Source organism: Cupriavidus sp. FW305-46, assembly GCF_058787075.1.
In genome coordinates this window covers 1-18,196 of record NZ_JBYSZI010000089.1, presented here as the reverse complement: position 1 = coordinate 18,196, position 18,196 = coordinate 1, and the positions used below count along the sequence as shown (strand labels likewise).

Annotated in this window: 16 protein-coding genes and 1 pseudogene; 8 read left to right on the top strand and 9 right to left on the bottom strand. The window is 67.6% G+C overall.

Annotated elements, in window-relative coordinates; translation table 11 throughout:
* A partial coding sequence (locus AC3WON_RS28855; RefSeq protein ID WP_492353276.1) for an AraC family transcriptional regulator occupies positions 1 to 754 on the top strand: 754 nt, incomplete at its 5' end.
* A gap of 18 nt (positions 755 to 772) precedes the next feature.
* Here AC3WON_RS28855 and AC3WON_RS28850 read toward each other — a convergent pair.
* The 3 genes from AC3WON_RS28850 to AC3WON_RS28840 all read right to left on the bottom strand — a co-directional run bounded on the left by AC3WON_RS28850 (position 773) and on the right by AC3WON_RS28840 (position 4,039).
* Positions 773 to 2,020 (bottom strand): M20 aminoacylase family protein, encoded by a 1,248-nt coding sequence (locus tag AC3WON_RS28850; protein ID WP_492321498.1) that lies wholly within the window; start codon positions 2,018 to 2,020, stop codon positions 773 to 775.
* Between the two features lie 269 nt (positions 2,021 to 2,289).
* Positions 2,290 to 3,138 (bottom strand): fumarylacetoacetate hydrolase family protein, encoded by an 849-nt coding sequence (locus tag AC3WON_RS28845; protein WP_492353275.1) that lies wholly within the window; start codon positions 3,136 to 3,138, stop codon positions 2,290 to 2,292.
* Between the two features lie 25 nt (positions 3,139 to 3,163).
* Positions 3,164 to 4,039 carry a GntR family transcriptional regulator gene (locus tag AC3WON_RS28840; protein WP_492353274.1) on the bottom strand — a complete coding sequence of 292 codons (876 nt, stop codon included), beginning with the start codon at positions 4,037 to 4,039 and terminating at the stop codon, positions 3,164 to 3,166.
* A gap of 41 nt (positions 4,040 to 4,080) precedes the next feature.
* Between AC3WON_RS28840 and AC3WON_RS28835 the strand changes: the two genes are divergently transcribed.
* The 5 genes from AC3WON_RS28835 (at position 4,081) to gstA (ending at position 9,154) form a co-directional block, all read left to right on the top strand.
* The gene (locus AC3WON_RS28835) at positions 4,081 to 5,379 is read left to right on the top strand and encodes an MFS transporter (protein WP_010811437.1); all 1,299 of its coding nucleotides are present in this window, start codon (positions 4,081 to 4,083) and stop codon (positions 5,377 to 5,379) included.
* An 89-nt stretch (positions 5,380 to 5,468) separates the two neighbouring features.
* Positions 5,469 to 6,197, top strand: coding sequence for a maleate cis-trans isomerase family protein (locus AC3WON_RS28830; protein WP_340528437.1), 729 nt, complete (start codon positions 5,469 to 5,471; stop codon positions 6,195 to 6,197).
* A gap of 4 nt (positions 6,198 to 6,201) precedes the next feature.
* Entirely contained in the window at positions 6,202 to 7,623 is a 1,422-nt protein-coding gene (gene hydA, locus AC3WON_RS28825) for a dihydropyrimidinase (protein ID WP_492353273.1), read from the top strand.
* Positions 7,624 to 7,654: 31 nt separating this feature from the next.
* The gene (locus tag AC3WON_RS28820) at positions 7,655 to 8,392 is read left to right on the top strand and encodes an aspartate/glutamate racemase family protein (protein ID WP_492321503.1); all 738 of its coding nucleotides are present in this window, start codon (positions 7,655 to 7,657) and stop codon (positions 8,390 to 8,392) included.
* Positions 8,393 to 8,527: 135 nt separating this feature from the next.
* Entirely contained in the window at positions 8,528 to 9,154 is a 627-nt protein-coding gene (gstA, locus tag AC3WON_RS28815; protein ID WP_492353272.1) for a glutathione transferase GstA, read from the top strand.
* Positions 9,155 to 9,180: 26 nt separating this feature from the next.
* Here gstA and AC3WON_RS28810 read toward each other — a convergent pair whose 3' ends face one another.
* Positions 9,181 to 9,789: a glutathione peroxidase gene (locus AC3WON_RS28810; RefSeq protein ID WP_011614328.1), complete on the bottom strand. Its 609-nt coding sequence runs from the start codon at positions 9,787 to 9,789 to the stop codon at positions 9,181 to 9,183.
* 82 nt (positions 9,790 to 9,871) lie between these two features.
* Positions 9,872 to 11,437 carry an MDR family MFS transporter gene (locus tag AC3WON_RS28805; protein ID WP_492353271.1) on the bottom strand — a complete coding sequence of 522 codons (1,566 nt, stop codon included), beginning with the start codon at positions 11,435 to 11,437 and terminating at the stop codon, positions 9,872 to 9,874.
* A gap of 247 nt (positions 11,438 to 11,684) precedes the next feature.
* On the opposite strand from AC3WON_RS28805, the gene AC3WON_RS28800 reads away from it, so the two are divergent.
* The gene (locus AC3WON_RS28800; protein WP_492321506.1) at positions 11,685 to 12,725 is read left to right on the top strand and encodes a Rieske 2Fe-2S domain-containing protein; all 1,041 of its coding nucleotides are present in this window, start codon (positions 11,685 to 11,687) and stop codon (positions 12,723 to 12,725) included.
* A 71-nt stretch (positions 12,726 to 12,796) separates the two neighbouring features.
* On the opposite strand, the gene AC3WON_RS28795 is transcribed toward AC3WON_RS28800, so the two are convergent.
* The 4 genes from AC3WON_RS28795 to AC3WON_RS28780 all read right to left on the bottom strand — a co-directional run bounded on the left by AC3WON_RS28795 (position 12,797) and on the right by AC3WON_RS28780 (position 17,100).
* Positions 12,797 to 13,237, bottom strand: a complete 441-nt coding sequence (locus AC3WON_RS28795; RefSeq protein ID WP_492321507.1) for a CBS domain-containing protein — start codon at positions 13,235 to 13,237, stop codon at positions 12,797 to 12,799.
* Positions 13,238 to 13,407: 170 nt separating this feature from the next.
* Entirely contained in the window at positions 13,408 to 14,817 is a 1,410-nt protein-coding gene (dbpA, locus tag AC3WON_RS28790; protein ID WP_010811426.1) for an ATP-dependent RNA helicase DbpA, read from the bottom strand.
* Between the two features lie 33 nt (positions 14,818 to 14,850).
* Positions 14,851 to 15,756, bottom strand: coding sequence for a DUF72 domain-containing protein (locus AC3WON_RS28785; RefSeq protein WP_492353270.1), 906 nt, complete (start codon positions 15,754 to 15,756; stop codon positions 14,851 to 14,853).
* Between the two features lie 141 nt (positions 15,757 to 15,897).
* Positions 15,898 to 17,100, bottom strand: coding sequence for a DUF4382 domain-containing protein (locus AC3WON_RS28780; protein WP_492353269.1), 1,203 nt, complete (start codon positions 17,098 to 17,100; stop codon positions 15,898 to 15,900).
* Positions 17,101 to 17,614: 514 nt separating this feature from the next.
* Between AC3WON_RS28780 and AC3WON_RS28775 the strand changes: the two are divergent.
* Positions 17,615 to 18,196 (top strand): annotated as a pseudogene (locus AC3WON_RS28775) (methyl-accepting chemotaxis protein); the annotation flags it as partial.

The window sequence follows — 18,196 nt, the reverse complement described above, 5'->3', positions numbered from 1 at the left end:
GCCCTACGTCCGCTTCGACCGCAGCCCCCTGCCCGTCACCGCCATGGCCGCCGACTACCTGCCCGGCCACGTGACCAACCCGCACCAGCATCCGCACGCGCAGCTGATCCACGCCGTGCACGGCGTGATGGTGGTGGCCACCGCCGAAGGCCAGTGGATCGTGCCGCCCACGCGCGGCATGTGGATGCCGGGCGGCACCACGCACTGGATCCGCATGGTCGGCCGGGTGCAGATGCGCACCGCCTATATCCGCCCCGATGCCGCGCCCGACCTGCCGCAGCGCTGCACCGTGCTGGGCATCTCCGCGCTGCTGCGCGAGCTGATCCTGGCGGCGATCGACATCCCCCTGCCCTACGCTCCCGACACGCGCGACGCGCGGCTGATGCGGCTGCTGCTCGATGAAGTGATGCTGGTGCCGTCGCTGCCGCTGCACCTGCCGCGCCCGGCCGATGACAGCCTGCGGCAGATCTGCGATGTCATCACCGGTGCGCCCGACACGGCGCTGACGCTGGCGGACTGGGGCTCACGGCTGGGGCTGGACCCCAAGACCATCCAGCGCCGCTTTGCGCGCGAAACCGGGATGACCTTCGGGCAATGGCGCCAGCAGGCGCGCCTGCTGGCGGCGCTGGAGAAGCTGGCCGCCGGCAGCAAGGTGGTGGATGTGGCGCTGGACCTGGGCTATGACAGCCCGAGCGCGTTTGCGACCATGTTCAGGCGGCAGTTCGGCGTGCCGCCAAGCGCGTTCTTCCGCTGAGCGGGGGCGCCAGGCTGGTCAGCACCCCAGGTAGCGCTCCACCAGCCGCGTCCAGTAGGCCGCGCCGACGGTCAGGTTGTCGTCGTTGAAGTCGTAGCCGGCGTTGTGCAGCAGCGGCTGGTTGGCGCCGTTGCCCAGCCGCACGAAGCAGCCCGGGCGCTGCTGCAGGAAGTAGGCAAAGTCCTCGCTGCCGGCGATGCGCGCGGCCTGGTCCACCACCTTGCCGGCGCCGACCAGCTCCTCGGCCACCTGGCGCGCGAACTCGGTCTCGCGCTCGCTGTTGACCAGCACCGGGTAGCCGCGCACATAGTCGACCTCGGCCACCGCGCCGTAGCCCTCGGCGTGCGACGTGGCCAGCTGGCGGATGCGGTTCTCCACCGATGCGCGCACCTCGGGGTTGAACGAGCGCACGCTGATCTCCATGCGCGCGTTGTCCGGGATCACATTGGGCGCGTGGCCGGCGTGCAGCGTGCCGATCGTCACCACCGCGGTCTCGTTCGGGTCGACATAGCGCGCCACCACCGACTGCAGCGCCATCACCAGGCTGCCGGCGACCAGGATCGGGTCGACCGACTGGTGCGGACGCGCGGCGTGGCCGCCCTTGCCGCGGATGGTGATGGTGACCGTGTCGCATGCCGCCATGAAGGGGCCCGAGCGGAACAGGAAGGTGCCCTGCTCCACGCCCGGATGGTTGTGCAGCCCGAAGATCGCATCGCAGGGAAAGCGCTCGAACAGCCCGTCGGCCAGCATGCGCTCGGCGCCGCCGCCCGCGCCGATTTCCTCGGCCGGCTGGAAGATCAGGTGCACGGTGCCGTCAAAGTTGCGCGTGCGCGCCAGCTGCTTTGCCGCGCCGAGCAGGATCGCGGTATGGCCGTCGTGGCCGCAGGCGTGCATGCGGCCGGCATTGACGCTGGCGTACGGCAGTGCGGTGCGTTCGTGGATCGGCAAGGCGTCCATGTCGGCGCGGATGCCCACGCTGTGCCCGCTGTCGCCGCAGCGCAGGGTGCCGACCACCCCGGTGCCGCCCACGCCGCGCGTGACCGTATAGCCCCACGTCTCCAGCAGGCTGGCGACCAGGCCCGAAGTGCGGACCTCGTCGAAGGCGAGTTCGGGATGCTGGTGGATATTGCGCCGGATGACTTCGAGTTCGGCGCGGCTGTCCAGGGTGTCGGCCAGCGCGCAGTACCGGTGCTTGAGTGGTGACGTGGGGGACGCCGTGAGGGTGGTGCCGAGATAGGACTCGATTTCGGGGGCGTGCTCAGACATGGTGTTTTGCTCTCTGGCGAAACCTGTATAACCAGTATTTCACGCAGAAAACGCGAGCGAAACGCCAAGCGTGCGATTTCCTGTAAAACCATGTAATCCGGCCCGTTTCAGCACCGGAACTGTTGCCCTAATCGTACGCTTTGTATGGAAACCAAACGCTTTGTGTGAAAGCGTATCGATGGGGAACCATTGTGGACCGCGGATTTGCCCGCGGCAGCGCTGCCGGCATGCGTCACCCCGAAGGGTGACGCGATGCCACTGCCCTGCCCTCAGTGTTGGCCGTAGGGCACTACCCGCTGCGTCTGCTCGCCCAGCCCGTCCACGCCCAGGCGCATGGTGTCGCCGGCCTTCAGGAAGCGCGGCGGCTTGAAGCCCATGCCCACGCCCGGCGGCGTGCCGGTCGCGATCAGGTCGCCCGGCAGCAGCGTCATGAAGCGGCTGACGTAGCTGACCACGGTGGCCACGTCGAAGACCATGGTGGCGGTGCTGCCCTTCTGCACGCGCTCGCCGTTGACCTCCAGCCACAGGCCCAGCGCCTGCGGGTCCTGCACTTCGTCGCGCGTCACCAGCCAGGGGCCGGCCGGGCAGAAGGTGTCGCAGCCCTTGCCCTTGTCCCAGGTGCCGCCGCGCTCGATCTGGAACTCGCGCTCGGACACGTCATTGACCACGCAGTAGCCGGCCACATGGTTCAGCGCCGCTTCGCGCGAGACATTGCGCGCGGTGCTGCCGATGACCACGCCCAGCTCCACTTCCCAGTCGGTCTTTTCCGAGCCGAGCGGCAGCATCACCGCGTCGTTGGGACCATTCAGCGAGCTGTTGGCCTTCAGGAACACGATTGGCTCGGCCGGCAGCGGCATGCCGGCCTCGGCGGCGTGGTCGGCATAGTTCAGGCCGATCGCCACGATCTTGCCGACGCCGCTCCAGGGCACGCCAAAGCGCGCGCCGTCGATCACCGGGAGCGACGCGGGGTCCACCTGCGCCAGCCGCGCCAGCGCCGCCGGCGCCAGCTGCGCCGCGCCGATATCGGCCACCACGCCGGACAGGTCGCGCACGCGGCCTTGCGCATCGATCATGCCCGGGCGCTCGGCGCCGGGGTTGCCTACTCGAACCAGTTTCATCGTCGTCGTTGTTTTCAGGGGTTGTTCAGGCGGACTTCTTGAGGGTGGCGCCGATTGCGCCGGTTGCGCCGGCCTCGGCCAGGGTCTGCGCCACCACGCTCAGGACTTCCCTGGCGGTGTTCTCGGAGTGGGCGCGCAGCACCTGCGCCAGGCGCGGCCGGCCGGGCTCGCGCAGCGCGGCCATGATGGCCTCGTGTTCCTCATGCGACTCCTGCCAGCGGATGGTATCGGCATTGGCTGCACCGCGCGCGCGATGCACCTTGCTCATCAGCGTGGCATAGACGCCGGCCAGCACCGGATTGGCGGCGCCGTCGATGATCAGCTGGTGGATTTCCTGGTTGATGCGGAAATAGTCGGTGCGCCGGCCCGCCGCATGCGCATCGATCATGGCCTGGTGGCGCCGCTCCAGCTTGGCCATGGCGGCCGCGCCCAGGCGCTGCGCGGCCAGTTCGCCCGCCAGCGCCTCGAGCCCGTGCAGGGTCTCGAAGGTGGCGCGCAGCTCCTCCAGGTCCAGCGGCGCCACGCGGTAGCCGATGTATTGCCGGTGCAGCACCAGCCCCTCGGACACCAGCACCTTCAGCGCCTCGCGCAGCGGCGTCTTGGAGACATCGAAGGTCTCGCAGAAGGCCCGTTCATCGATCCGCGCGCCGGGCGGCAGTTCGCCCTCTTCGATCATGGTGCGCAGCCGGGCGGCGATTTCGGCCGACATGCCGAGCGTGCGCAGGCGCGTGGTTTGGGAAAGCGTTTGTGTCACAGACGTCACCAGAATGGGGAAATGCACCACGACAAGGCTACCACATACCAAAATTGTGCATGCGCAACATCGCAAAATCAATGACTTACACGCGTTGTAATTACAGATTACGTATCCTATACTCCGGCCTGTTGCGCAAAACGCCAACAGAACTGCCTCACCCAAGGACTAAAACAGGAGACGCCGTCATGCAGACGACAAGCCGGGCGACAGTGGTCACGGAGGCCAAGACCTCCGTTCGCTGGAAGATTTTTTTGATGATGCTGTTCCTCATCGCGATCAACTACATCGATCGCGCCTCACTGTCAGTGGCGATGCCGCTGATCGCCAAGGAGTTCGACCTCAGCCCCACCATGCAGGGCCTGATCCTCAGCTCGTTCTTCTGGACCTATGCGCTGATGCAGGTGCCGGGCGGCATGCTGGCCGACAAGTACAAGCCGCGCATCGTGATCGCCTGCGCCACCGTGTTCTGGGGCATTGCCCAGGCCGTGGCAGCCTTCACCACCAACGCCACCGCGCTGCTGCTGACCCGGCTCGGCCTGGGCGCGGCCGAAGCGCCGATCTACCCGGCCGGCGGCAAGCTCAACGCGATCTGGATGACCCAGAACGAACGCGGCCGCGGCGCCACCCTGCTTGACGGCGGCGCGCCGCTGGGCGCGGCGCTCGGCGCCATCATCATCACGTGGCTGATCGCCACGCTGGGTTCGTGGCGCCTGGCCTTTATCGTTGCCGGGGTCGGCACCGTGCTGGCCGGCGTGCTGGCCTGGTACTACGTGCGCAACTCCCCGCGCGAGCACCGCGGCGTGAACGAACTGGAAGCCCGCTACATCGAGGAGGCCCAGGCCAATGAACACCGCGCCGAGCCGGCCAACCTGTCGGGCCGTTCGCTGGACTTCTTCAAGTACCGCTCGGTGTGGTGCATGGCGATCGGCTGGATGTGCTTCAACACCGTGTTCTACGGCCTGCTGACCTGGATGCCCAACTACCTGAACAAGGTGCACGGCTTCGACATCAAACAGATGGGCGGTGCCAGCTTCATCATCTTCTTCAGCGGCTTCGTCGGCGAACTGATCGGCGGCTGGATCGCCGACAAGTGGAAGGAAGCCGGCGGCCGGCCTAATGTGGTGATGCGCACGCTGTTCGGCATCGCCGCGGTGGTGGCCACGGTCTCGATCTTCTCGGTGGCCTACGTCACCGACCCGATCGTGGTGGTCGTGCTGCTGTCGTCGACGCTGTTCTTCCTGCGCTGGTGCGGCCTGTTCTGGTGCGTTCCGTCGATGCTCGGCACCCGCAACAAGATCGGTTTCCTGGGCGGCGTGATGAACCTGGGCGGCAATATCGGCGGCATCACGGTGCCCATCATCGTCGGCATGATCGTGCAGTTCACCGGCTCGTACTTCCTGGCGCTGATGTTCTTCGCCGCGGCTGGCGTCGGCCTGCTGCTGGCTTCCACCGCCATCGACTACGAGACTAAGATCCCGGTCTGAAGACCCGTCGGATCACCGAGCTCCGAAAAACCCGCGAAAGGGCCGGCAATGTCCCGGCCCTCGCAACCACTCCTGAGACAAAAAGCAAAATGACCAAGCAAATCCGCCTCGGCATGCTGACGCCGTCTTCCAATACTGCGCTCGAACCCATCACCAGCGCGATGGTTGCCGGCCTGCCCAACGTCAGCGCGCATTTCTCGCGCTTCACCGTGACCGAGATCTCGCTGCGCGACCAGGCCCTGGGCCAGTTCAACCTGGACAAGATCCTGGCCGCCGCCAGCCTGCTGGCCGATGCCCGCGTCGATGTCATCGCCTGGAACGGCACGTCTTCCGGCTGGCTCGGCTTCGACAAGGATGAAGCGCTGTGCCAGCAGATCACCGAAGCCACCGGCATCCCGGCCACCACCTCGGTGCTGGCGCTCAACGAGATCCTGGAAAAGACCGGCGCGCGCAACTTCGGCCTTGCCACGCCGTACCTGGACGACGTGCAGCAGCGCATCATCGCCAACTACGAGCGCAGCGGCTTTCACTGCGTGGCCGAAAGCCACCTGGACCTGCATGTGAACTACAGCTTCGCCGAGGTCGAGGAAGACACCATCCGCGAGATGGTGCGCGGCCTGGCCCAGCACCAGCCGCAGGCCATCACCACCTTCTGCACCAACCTGCGCGCCGCGCACCTGGCCGAAGAACTTGAAGCCGAAACCGGCATTCCGCTGTACGACACCATCTCCACCGTGGTGTGGAAGTCGCTGCGCCTGTGCGGCGTGGACACGCGTGAGCTGCGCGGCTGGGGCCGCCTGTTCCGCGAAGTGGAGTAAGCCGATGTCCGCTCACGACAGCCTTGACCTGGTGATCCGGCGCGCGGACGTGGTCACTGCCTCCGACCGCTTCCGCTGCGATATCGGCGTGCGCAACGGGCAGATCGTCGCGCTCGGCCACGCGCTGCCGCAAGGCGCGCGCGAGATCGATGCCGATGGCCTGCTGGCGCTGCCCGGCGGCGTCGATGGCCATTGCCACCTCGACCAGCCCATGCCCGACGGCCTGCGCATGGCCGACGACTTCTTCACCGGCACGCGCGCCGCGGTGTGCGGCGGCACCACCACCGTGATCCCGTTTGCCGCGCAGGAGAAGGGCGCTTCGCTCAAGGCTGCCGTGGCGGACTACCATCGCCGCGCGGAAGGCCGCGCGGTGATCGACTACGCCTTCCACCTGATCGTGGCCGACCCCACGCCGGCGGTGCTGGCCCATGAACTGCCGGCGCTGATCCGCAAGGGCTACAGCTCGTTCAAGGTCTACATGACCTATGACGACCTGAAGCTGTCCGACCGCGAAATGCTGTCGGTGCTGGATGTCGCCAAGCAGAACGGCGCGCTGGTGATGGTGCATGCCGAGAACGCCGACTGCATCTCGTGGCTGACCGACAAGCTGGTCGGGGAAGGGCGCATCGCACCGCGCTTCCACGGCCTGGCACGGCCCGCCGCGGTGGAGCGCGAGGCCACGCACCGCGCCATCACCTTTGCCGAACTGGTCGACGTGCCGATCCTGATCGTGCATGTCTCGGGCAAGGAAGCGATCGAGCAGATCCGCTGGGCACAGGGCAGGGGGCTGCAGATCCTGGCCGAGACCTGCCCGCAGTACCTGTACCTGACCGCCGACGACATGGCCTTGCCCGGCGACGACGGCTACGAAGGCGCCAAGTGCGTGTGCAGCCCGCCGCCGCGCGACCCCGAGAACCAGGCCGCGGTATGGCGCGCGCTGACCAATGGCGTGTTCAGCGTGTTCTCGTCAGACCATGCGCCGTTCCGCTATGACGACCCGCAAGGCAAGCAGCCGGGCGGCGAGCGGCCTTCGTTCGAGCACATCCCCAACGGCGTGCCGGGCATCGAGACGCGCCTGCCGCTGCTGTTCGACGGCGTGGCGCGCGGCAAGCTGTCGCTGCACCAGTTTGTCGAACTGACCTCGTGGCGGCCGGCACGGCTGTATGGCCTGTATCCGCGCAAGGGCACCATCGCCATCGGCGCGGATGCGGACATCGTGCTGTGGGACCCGAACAAGCGCGTGCAGATCCGCAACAGCGCGCTGCACCACGCGGTGGACTACACGCCGTACGAAGGCATCGAAGTGACCGGCTGGCCGGTGCATTGCTTCTCGCGCGGCGAGATGCTGGTGCGCGATGGCCAGTACCAGGAACCCCAGGCCGGACGCGGGCAGTTCCTGCCGGCGGGCGCGCCGATGCTGGGCTGATCGCCACGCCCGCAGCCAACCCATCCCGACCATGAAACTCCTGATCGTCAATCCCAATATCAGCGAATCCGTCACGGCGCTGATCGAGGCGGAAGCGCGGCGCACCGCCGCCGCCACCACCACGCTGCAGATGGCCACCGCGGCCTTCGGCGTGGCCTATATCGAAACCCGCTTCGAGGCGCTGGTCGGCGGCTATGCCACGGCCTGCGCCGCCGCGGAACACGCCGGCCAGTTCGACGGCCTGGTGGTCGCCGCTTTCGGCGACCCCGGCCTGGCCGGGCTGAAAGAGCTGTTCGACGTCCCCGTCGTCGGCATGACCGAAGCCGCGCTGGCCAGCGCGTGCCTGCTGGGGCAGCGCTTCTCCATCATCGCGATCTCGCACCGCATCCAGGCGTGGTACCGCGAATGCGTGGCGGCCAACGGCCTGTCGTCGCGGCTGGCCAGCGTGCGCTCGCTGCAGGAACCCCTGCGCGATATCGGCAGCGTGCAGGAAGACCATGCCGCGCGGCTGGAACAACTTGCCCTGCAAGCCATCGAGCAGGACGGCGCCGACGTGATCATCGTCGCCGGCGCGCCGCTGGCGGGACTGGCGCGCTCGCTGGAAGGGCGCATTCCGGTGCCGGTGGTGGATGGCGTGTCGAGCGCGGTGCGGCATTGCGAATCGCTGGTGGCCCTGCGCGCCGGCAGCGCCACGCAGGGCAGCTTCGCGCGGCCGCCGCGCAAGCCCAATGCCGGCCTGCCGCCGGCGCTGGCGAAGCTGCTCGACTGAGCGCAAACTTAGTCCTGTGCAAATCTGCAATGCGCGTCCGCAAGGACGCGCATTGCTGCATAAGGGGGGGCGATCCTAGACTGCCTGCACGGCCGCCGCATGGCGTGGCGGCCAGGCAACCACCACAGGATCGCAATGAAGCTCTACTACACTCCGGGCGTCTGCTCGATGGCCGTCCATATCGCCCTGCGCGAAGCCGGCCTGCCGGTCACGCTGGCCAAGGTCGACCTGCTCCGCCACAAGCTGGCCGTGCCTGAAAACGGCACCGACGACTACTACACCATCAACCCGCGCGGCTACGTGCCGCTGCTGCAGCTCGACGACGGCTCGCGCCATACCGAGGCGGCATCGCTGCTGCAATACATCGCAGACCTGGTGCCCGAACGCGCGCTGCTGCCCGCCGCCGGCACGCGCGAGCGGCTGGAAGCCACCGGCTGGATCACGCTGGTCTCTACGGAACTGCACAAGGTCTTCAGCCCGTGGCTGTGGCACAAGGAAACCGCGCAGAGCACGCATGACGAGTGCAAGGCCAGGCTGCACCGGCGCTTTGCCGAACTCGACCAGCACCTGCAAACCCGGCAGTACCTGATGGGCGACACGTTCACGGTGGCGGATGCGTACTGCTTCACCATCGTCGGCTGGGCGCGCATCCTGAAGCTGCCGCTCAACGACTACCCGGCGCTGCAGCAGTACCTGTCGCGCGTTGCGGCGCGGCCGGCGGTGCAAGAAGCGATGCGGGCCGAAGGGCTGGTGCGCGACTGAACCCGGCCGCGCGCGGAATCGCTCGCTCAGCGCTGCGCGCCGAGCAGCGATTCGATCTTCGCCACCAGTTCCTTGTCGTCCGGCCTGGTGCGGCTGCCGTAGCTGGCCACCACCTGGCCGTCGCGGCCGATCAGGTACTTGTAGAAATTCCACTTGGGCGTGGTGCCGGTTTGCTTTGCCAGCAGCGCGTACATCGGGTTGGCATCGCTGCCGCGCACATGCGACTTGCCGAGCATCGGGAACTTGACGCCGTAGGTGTTGTAGCAGAAGTCCGCGATCTCTTTCTGCGAGCCGGGCTCCTGTGAAAAGTCATTGGACGGAAAGCCCAGCACCACCAGCCCGCGCGCGCCGTACTTGGCGTACAGCGCCTCCAGCCCCTCGTACTGCGGCGTGAAGCCGCAATAGCTGGCGGTATTGACCACCAGCACCACCTTGCCGGCGTACTGGCACAGGTTCTGCGGCACATCGTCCTGCAGCCGCGGGAAGGTGAAGTTGAGCGAGGCGGGGCAGGCGCCCGCGGCAGGCGCCGCGGCGGGCTTGTCGGCGGCGCGCACGGGCGCCGGCAGCAGGGCGGTGCTGGCCGCCGCCAGGGTCAGGGCGGCAGCCAGGCTGGAAAGCAGGGGACGACGGATCATGGCGACGGGGCTCCGGTGGTCGGCTCGCTGTATCGGGTACGCGTAGTTTACGCCGATGGCGGCCTGACGGATGCCGCGCCGGTCAGTCCATCGCCAGCGTGGCCGCGTGTTCGGTGACGCTGCCGCGCAGCTCCAGATCCGGCATGCGGCGCACGATCAGCAGCGCCAGCACCGCCGCCGCCGCGCCCGCGGCAAAGATCAGGTGGAAGCCCGACTCCACGCCGCCTGCCAGCACCGCGCGCACGGACGGCGACAGCTGCGCAAAGGCCTCGCTGCCGTGGCGCAGCGCACCGAGGTCCAGCGCCTGCGTGACCCCCGAGGCCGCCAGCGCATGGCGGAATTCCAGCGTCAGCAGCGTGCCGGCGAGCGCCCCGCCCAGCGCGCTGCCGAGCGAGCGCAGCACCAGCAGCGCGCCCGTGCCGGCGCCGGTGTCGCGGCGCTCCAGCGCGTTCTGCACGCTCATCAGCGTGGCCACCATGGTCATGCCCAGGCCCACGCCGGCCAGCGTCATCGCCGCCAGCACCACCGCCAGCGGCACCGCCGGCGTCACCAGCGCCAGTGCGATCAGCCCCAGCGCGCCGGCGATATAGCCGGCGGTCAGGATGCCGCGCATGCGGCCCACGCGCGGCGCCAGCCACGCCACGATGAAGTTGCCGGCCACGGTGGCCAGCAGGAACGGCATCACCAGCAGGCCGGAGGTCGATGCATCCGCGCCGCGCACCAGCTGGAAGTGCAGGGGCAGGGCGAAGATGCACAGGAAGATGTCGAGCGCGGCCAGCGCCGAGGCGGCCACGCCCATCACATAGGCACGGTTGGCAAACAGGCGCGGCGGCAGCATCGGATCCGCGGCGCGGCGCTCCTGCCAGGTCAGCAGGACCACGGCGGCCACCGCGGCCAGGAGCAGGGCGCCCAGCTCTGGCGAGAGCCAGTCGTAGACGTCGCCGCCCCAGCTCATCGCCAGCAGGAAGGCGACGATGGCCACCGCCAGCAGCAGCGCCCCCAGCCAGTCCACCCGCGCACGCCCGCCACGCGGCGGCAGCATGGCCAGCCCGCGGTAGCACATGAACATCGCCAGCAGGCCCAGCGGCACGTTGACCCAGAACAGCCAGCGCCACGACATATGGTCAGAGACCCAGCCGCCCACCAGCGGCCCGGCGATCGACGCCACCGCCCACACCGTGGCCAGGTAGCCCTGGTAGCGCCCGCGCTGGCGCGGCGCCACCACATCGGCAATGGCTGCCTGCGCCAGCGACATCAGCCCGCCGCCGCCCACGCCCTGCAGCGCGCGGAACAGGATCAGCTGGCCCAGCGTCTGCGCCAGCGCGCATGCCACCGAGGCGCCGATAAACAGCGTGATCGCCACCATCAGCAGGCGCCGCCGGCCAAAGCTGTCCGACAGCTTGCCGTACAGCGGCGTGGTCACCGTCGACACGATCAGGTACGCCGTCACGATCCATGACAGGTGGCTGAAGCCGTTCAGGTCATTGGCGATCGCCGGCACCGCCGGGATCACCACGGTCTGGTCGAGCGCGGCCAGCAGGATGCACAGCACGATGCCGCCGATCACCCGCATCACGGCGCGATGGTCGTGGGCGGGCAGGGCCGGCGTGGTGTCCCGGGCGGATGCGGCAGAAGAGGGTGAAGACATGGGCAGGCACGAGACCGCAGCGATGTGCGGTGAAAGCTACGTCAAATGCAGGGAATATCGGCCGGGAACCGCGCAATAGGGGGCGTGACGCCGTCGCGGGTGACCTAATTCAGCGAACGCATAATTATATGCGGCCAGCAAATATCGCGCTCGTGACCCAGATATCTGGCACGTCACTTGCGTGGCAAGGATCAGGCACGATGGTCGATGCAAGATCACATCGCCACTACGAAGGTAAGATTACGTCATGACCGAGACCCCACGACACGAAGCAGGTCAGGCCGCCGATGCGGCCGGGCCCGAACTGGGCCAGTGGCACCCCGTGCTGGCCATCGAACAGGCCGATGGCGACGGCCCTTTTGCCGCCCGGCTCTTTGGCCGCGCGCTGGTGCTGTGGCGCAATGTCGACGGCTGGCACGCCTGGAACGATCGCTGCCCGCACCGCGGCGCCGCTTTCACGCTGGGCGCCGTGCGCGATGGCCTGCTGCATTGCGGCTATCACGGCTGGCGCTTTGCCTCGGGCGGCCGCTGCACGCGCTATCCCGCCCACCCGGAACTGGTGCCCGCGCCGCGCGCCTGCGCCACCACGCACGCGGTGCGCGAGGGCTACGGGCTGTTATGGGTACGCCTTGGCGGCGACGGCACCGAGGCCGTGCCCGAACTGCCGTCCTTCCCCGAGTACCACGACGCCGAATGCCGCCACGTGGTCTGCGGCCCCTACGACGTTGCCACCTCGGCGCCACGGTTGGTGGAGAACTTCCTCGACATGGCGCACTTCGGCTATGTCCATGACGGCTACCTGGGTGACCCGGCGCACACCGAAGTGCCGCCCTATGAAGTGAAAGCCATCGGCGATGCGCGCAAGCCCGACGCGCTGCGCACCATCGGCTGCCGCGCCTGGCAGCCGCGCGCGCACGCCAGCGCCGCCGGCGGAGCCATGGTCGAGTATGAATACCGCGTGGTTGCGCCCTACGCCGCGATCCTGACCAAGGTGCCCGACCTCGGCGACAACCATCGCGGCGCCATCGCGCTGTTTATCGGCCCGCGGGACGAGGAATCGAGCCGCGTGTGGTTCGTGATGTCACTGGTGACGGACGATGACGACGCCAGCCTGCGCGAATTCCAGGACACCATCTTCCTGCAGGACAAGCCGATCGTGGAATCGCAGCAGCCGCGCCGCCTGCCGTTGCGCACCGGGGTGGAGGTGCCCCAGCCGGCGGACAAGCTGGCAGGCGCGTACCGCCGCTACCTGGCGGCGCATGGGGTGAGGTTCGGCACGCTGGGCTAGCCGGCGGGCGCGCGCGGGAGAGTGGACGGGGCGGGCGCATGCAATGCGACCAGCCCCCGAACACGACAGGCCTAGCGCCCGCCCCCGGTGATGTAATGCTCCAGCTGCTCGATGATGAACTGCTGCTCGGAGATGATGTCCTTGACCAGGTCGCCGATCGACAGCATGCCGATCAGCTCGTCGCCTTCCATCACTGGCAGGTGGCGCAGCCGGTGCCGGGTCATCAATGCCATGCATTCGTCGGTGGTCTGGCTGGCGCCGACGTAGATCACTGCATTGGTCATGATGTCGCGAACCAGCGTCTCGCGCGAGGTGCGCGACATCAGGATCACCTTGCGCGCATAGTCGCGCTCGCTCAGGATCCCCAGGATCTCGCCATGCTCGATCACCAGCAGCGCGCCGATGCCTTTCTCCGCCATCAGTTGCAGCGCGGCGTAGACGGTCGCCGTGGGCGGGATGCTGTAAATGGCCTGACTCGGCTTGGACTCCAGAACCTGGCGTGCGGTTTTCATCACCAACTCCTTTTCCGTCGACAATGCAATGCGGCTGGCGGTGCCTGCTTAGGTGCCAATGGCATCAGAGTAGCAAAGTAACGCGCGCCGTTACAGGGTGACTTACGCGAATCTTTGTAAGCAATGTTGTGACGCGCTCATGGCAGGCGTGGGTCAAGGCAGTCCTGACCTCACTCCGTCAGCATCCGCACCTTCACCTTCTTGCCCTTGACCTTGCCGGCATTGAGCCGCTTCACCGCCTCGCGCCCGATGCTGCGCTCCACCGCGATATAGGTAGACATCTCCAGCACATTGATCTTGCCGATCTGCTCCTTGGTGAAGCCCGCCTCGCCGGTGAGCGCCCCCAGGATGTCGCCGGGGCGGATCTTCTCCTTGCGGCCGCCCAGCATCTGCAGGGTCACCATCGGCGGCAGCAGGCGTTCATTGCTGGCGGGCCTCAGGTCGGCCAGCGGCTGCCATTCGAATTCGCCGCCGTGGTGCTGTTCCAGGTTGCCCACGCGGCCCATCTCGTCCATGCTGACCAGGCTGAAGGCCCAGCCTTCCTGGTCGGCGCGCCCGGTGCGGCCGATGCGGTGCACGTGCACCTCAGGATCGGGCGTGATCTCGACATTGATCACCGCCTCGAGCTGCGCGATGTCCAGCCCGCGCGCGGCGACGTCGGTGGCCACCAGCACCGAGCAGCTGCGGTTGGCAAACTGCACCAGCACCTGGTCGCGCTCGCGCTGCTCCAGCTCGCCGTGCAGCGCCAGCGCCTGATAGCCCTGCGCGCGCAGCAGTTCCACCAGCTCGCGGCAGCGCGCCTTGGTATTGCAGAAGGCCAGCGTACTGACCGGGCGGAAGTGGTCCAGCAGGCGCCCCACCGTGTTCAGGCGCTCGCCTTCCTCGACCTCATAGAAGCGCTGGCGGATGGTGGTGTTGTCGTGCGTAGCCTCCAGCTTGACCGACTGCGGGTTGCGCAGGAAACGGTGGCTGAGCTTGTCGATGCCGGGCGGATACGTGGCCGAGAACAGCAGCGTCTGCCGGTCCTTCGGGCAGCGGCTGGCCACATAGGCGATGTCGTCGAAGAAGCCCATGTCCAGCATGCGGTCGGCCTCGTCCAGCACCAGCGTGTTGATGCCGGACAGGTCCAGGCTGCCGCGGTCGATGTGATCCAGGATGCGGCCGGGCGTGCCCACCACGATATGTGCGCCATGGATCAGGCTGTCGACCTGCGGCCGCATCGGCGAGCCGCCGCACAGCGTCAGCACCTTGATGTTCTCTTCCGCGCGCGCCAGGCGGCGGATTTCCTGCGTGACCTGGTCGGCCAGCTCGCGCGTGGGGCACAGCACCATCGCCTGCACGTCGAAGCGGCGCGGATCGAGCCGGTGCAGCAGCGCCAGCCCGAAGGCGGCGGTCTTGCCGCTGCCGGTCTTGGCCTGCGCCACCAGGTCCTGGCCCGCCAATGTGATCGGCAGGCTGGCCGCCTGGATCGGCGTCATTTCGTCATAGCCAAGCTGCGCCAGCGTGGCGAGCATGGTGGGCGACAGCGGCAGGTTGGAAAAAGCGGTGCCGGCTTGCGGCTGGGCGGGGGTCGAGTTCATGCGCGATTATAGCGATCCAGGGACGTCGATCCGTCAGTCATCGGCCGGCGGCGCCCAGTCCAGCCGCTCCAGCAGCGCCTGCGCCGCGGCCGGCGCGCGTTCCTTGGCGCCGTTGATAAAGAAGACAAAGACTTCGCGCTTGCGCGCGGCGGGCTTGCGGTCTTCCACCGTCGGCAGGTCGTCCGGCTGGTGGCCCTGCGCCCACGTGCGCACCCGTGCAGCCCACGCATCCAGGTCCCTGGGCGCGTAGCCGGCCTTCAGCTTCGCACTGCTGGCCATCAGCCGTGCATAGACAAAATCTGCAGTGAGATCCGCCATCGACGGAAACTTGGGCGAATCGGTAAAGACCGTGGCGGCCTTGTACTTGCGCGCGAGCTTGAGGTAGTCCGGCGACTGGAAGCTGTCGTGCCGCACCTCCAGCACGTGGCGCAGCTTCACGCCTTCCACCGAATCCGGCAGCAGCTGCAGGAAGGCCTCGAAGTCCTCGGCATCGAACTGCTTGGTGGGCGCGAACTGCCACACCACCGGACCCAGCTTGCGGCCAAGCTCGGCAATGCCGCTGTCGATGAAGCGTTCGATCGATTCGCCGGACTCGGCCAGCACGCGCCGGTTGGTGGCAAAGCGCGAGGCCTTCACCGCGAACACAAAATCATCCGGCGTCTCGTCGCGCCATTTGGCGAACGAGGTGCGCTTCTGCGTGCCGTGGTAAGTGCTGTTGATTTCGATCGCGCTGAGGTGGCGGCTGGCGTAGGCCAGCTCACGTGCCTGCGCCAGGCCGGCGGGATAGAAGTTGTCGCGCCACGGGGCGAAATTCCAGCCGCCGATGCCAACCCGCACCGGCTCGGCGGACGTGGCGGCTTTGCGTGGCCTGGCCTTGGGTGTGGCCTCTGAGGTTGCTGCAGTCCTGGATGCGGCCTTCGCCGCGGTGCGTGCTGCCATGGCGCGATCTCCCGAAACGCGAGACTGGCAGTCTAGCGGGAAACTGCGCCAGGCGGTGGCGGCGCAACCACGCCCCTGGCCAACAAAAAAAGCCGGAAGAGGGCCAGGCCCCCTTCCGGCTCCGGTCCCGGTCCCCCGGAATCAGAACGAGAAATTCACCAGGGCGTCGGCAGCGCTCACGTCCGCCGGCTGGGTCTGCACCGCACCCGTGGCGCTGGTGGCCTGCACGCTGTACTTGCCCGCGGCAGCGCCATCCGGCTGCAGCGGAATCGGCAGCGCGGCCTGGTAGGTGCCGATCACCGGAGCGGCCACCGGCAGCGCCGGTTCGGTGGCAAACATGCTGTAGGCGCCGGTATCGCTGGCGGCAGCCGTGGCCGCAATCTCGAAATTGCCGCCATTGACCAGTTGCAGCGCGCGCAGGGTCGCTTCCGCCGAAACCGGCGTGACCGAACCCGAAACCCGGCGATAGGTCGACGCCGGCAGCGACATCGGTGCGGCCGCGGTCGAGATCGCCGTGGGCGTGCCCACCACCACCGGCACGCCGCGCACGATGCCCGCCGCCTTGGCATTGGCAGAACCCGGCACCACCACCACGTCAACCGGGCCGGCCGTGCTGCTCTGCTCGATCGGCACCAGCTTGAAGTTGCCGTTGGCGTCCGCCACCGTCGACTTCACCACCACGCCGTTGCGCTCGGCATAGACGCGCGCGCCCGGTGCCCCGCTGACCACGCCGTTCACTTCACCGCTGACGGTCGTCGGGATCGCCGTCACCACCGGCTTCAGGCCGAAAGTGCCATTGCCGCGCGTGACCACCGACTTGCACGCGTCAAAGTCCAGCACCAGGTCGGTCAGCGTATCCTTTGCCACGGTGAACGGCCGGTTGATCTTGATGCCCGACTGCACCGCGCTGGGCGTATCCAGCGCCTGCTCAGTGCCGCCGATGGGCACTACCGAATTGGCCAGCGCACCGGCACCGCTGCCACGGTTGGCATCGAGCACCAGGCGCACCTGCTGGTAGTTGCCGGCAGGCAGCGCGGTCTGGCCCAGCACCGTCATCACGCCGTTGGTCAGCGACAGCAGATCGATCTTGCGCGCGGGCACGACGTCGATATCGACCCAGCCCCCGGCGCTCGTCTCGGCGCTGGCGCTGCTATGCACGCGCACCTTGTTGACGGTCACGAAGACATTGTTGAAGCCACAGGCCGGCGCGTCGGTCATCGAGACCTTGAGCGTGCCCTGCCCGCCGCCATCATCACCGCCACCACCACCGCAGGCGGCCAGCGCCAGGGCACCGCTCAGGGCAAGCACGCGCAGCGGCGCGGAAGTCAAAGAAAGGAATGACACGGTAGGCTCTCCGTTTGGGTTATTTGTGAGTTGATCGGAGGATATGTTGCCGATCGCATAACGGCTGTAAATCTTTGTAATACGTTGTGAAAAAGTCGTTAGCTTGTCTGCATGACGGATCAGCAACGCTTGACGACAGGCGTAACTTGCCCAAGCCGCCGTCGGATGCGCTGCGGCAAGCGTTCTGCTGCGGCAGCTGTCATAGTCATGAACGCCCCCATCGACATCACTGCTGCAGTGCAACGCCGCTTGTATTGCAATGCATTCGATCTGGCGTTTGATCCCGCCGAATTCCGCTCCACTCGCTCCTGCGTGTGTTCGCGTTACGAATGCAGATCCGCCAGCGCGCATTCCCGGGACGCGCAAGCGCACTATCCTGCACCAACTTGGCGCGTTGTGTCGTCAACCTGATCGCATTCGACCGGCTTTCGCCTGCCTGTCGCGCTGGACAAGGCCGAGGCCACCGCCGGCATGCGCTCAGTGCTGATCGCATCGGTAATCGCACTGGTACTGTGAATCCGTCACCGCTGCCTCGCGCGTAGCCGCCGACGGCGGCGTCGTGATCGGCGAAGTCATCACCACCATGGGCCAGATCGAGAACGCCTCGGTCAGGGTCTCCGACATCATCGGCGTGATCGAAGGCATCGCCTTCCAGACCAACATCCTGGCGCTCAATGCCGCGGTGGAAGCCGCCCGCGCCGGCGACCAGGGCCGCGGCTTCGCGGTCATGGCGGGCGAAGTGCGCGCCCTGGCGCAACGCAGCGCGCAGGCAGCCAAGGAAATCAAGACCCTGATCGAATCCACCGTGGGCAGCGTCAGTTCCGGCCAGGTCCGCCGCGCCGGCGACACCATGAGCGAGATCGTCAGCAACGTCTCCAAGGTGACCTGCATTATTTCCGAGATCACTCACGCAGCCATGGAACAGACCCGCGGCAATCAAGAGGTGAATATGGCGGTGAGCCAGCTGGATCAGATGGTGCAGCAGAATGCGGCGCTGGTTGAGCAATCCACGGCTGCTGCCGCGGCGCTGCAGACGCAGGCCGGAAGCCTGGCGGGGGCGGTGGGGCAGTTCAGGTTGGGGGGAGGCCGGCCCCAT

Excerpts from the sequence above, each read along its gene's own strand:
- AC3WON_RS28830 (WP_340528437.1), top strand. The coding sequence starts at position 5,469 with ATGACCAAGCAAATCCGCCTCGGCATGCTGACGCCGTCTTCCAATACT.
- AC3WON_RS28805 (WP_492353271.1), bottom strand. The coding sequence starts at position 11,437 with ATGTCTTCACCCTCTTCTGCCGCATCCGCCCGGGACACCACGCCGGCC.
- AC3WON_RS28785 (WP_492353270.1), bottom strand. The coding sequence starts at position 15,756 with ATGGCAGCACGCACCGCGGCGAAGGCCGCATCCAGGACTGCAGCAACC.
- AC3WON_RS28810 (WP_011614328.1), bottom strand. The coding sequence starts at position 9,789 with ATGATCCGTCGTCCCCTGCTTTCCAGCCTGGCTGCCGCCCTGACCCTG.
- dbpA (WP_010811426.1), bottom strand. The coding sequence starts at position 14,817 with ATGAACTCGACCCCCGCCCAGCCGCAAGCCGGCACCGCTTTTTCCAAC.
- AC3WON_RS28845 (WP_492353275.1), bottom strand. The coding sequence starts at position 3,138 with ATGAAACTGGTTCGAGTAGGCAACCCCGGCGCCGAGCGCCCGGGCATG.
- AC3WON_RS28795 (WP_492321507.1), bottom strand. The coding sequence starts at position 13,237 with ATGAAAACCGCACGCCAGGTTCTGGAGTCCAAGCCGAGTCAGGCCATT.
- AC3WON_RS28835 (WP_010811437.1), top strand. The coding sequence starts at position 4,081 with ATGCAGACGACAAGCCGGGCGACAGTGGTCACGGAGGCCAAGACCTCC.
- AC3WON_RS28800 (WP_492321506.1), top strand. The coding sequence starts at position 11,685 with ATGACCGAGACCCCACGACACGAAGCAGGTCAGGCCGCCGATGCGGCC.
- AC3WON_RS28820 (WP_492321503.1), top strand. The coding sequence starts at position 7,655 with ATGAAACTCCTGATCGTCAATCCCAATATCAGCGAATCCGTCACGGCG.
- AC3WON_RS28850 (WP_492321498.1), bottom strand. The coding sequence starts at position 2,020 with ATGTCTGAGCACGCCCCCGAAATCGAGTCCTATCTCGGCACCACCCTC.
- gstA (WP_492353272.1), top strand. The coding sequence starts at position 8,528 with ATGAAGCTCTACTACACTCCGGGCGTCTGCTCGATGGCCGTCCATATC.
- hydA (WP_492353273.1), top strand. The coding sequence starts at position 6,202 with ATGTCCGCTCACGACAGCCTTGACCTGGTGATCCGGCGCGCGGACGTG.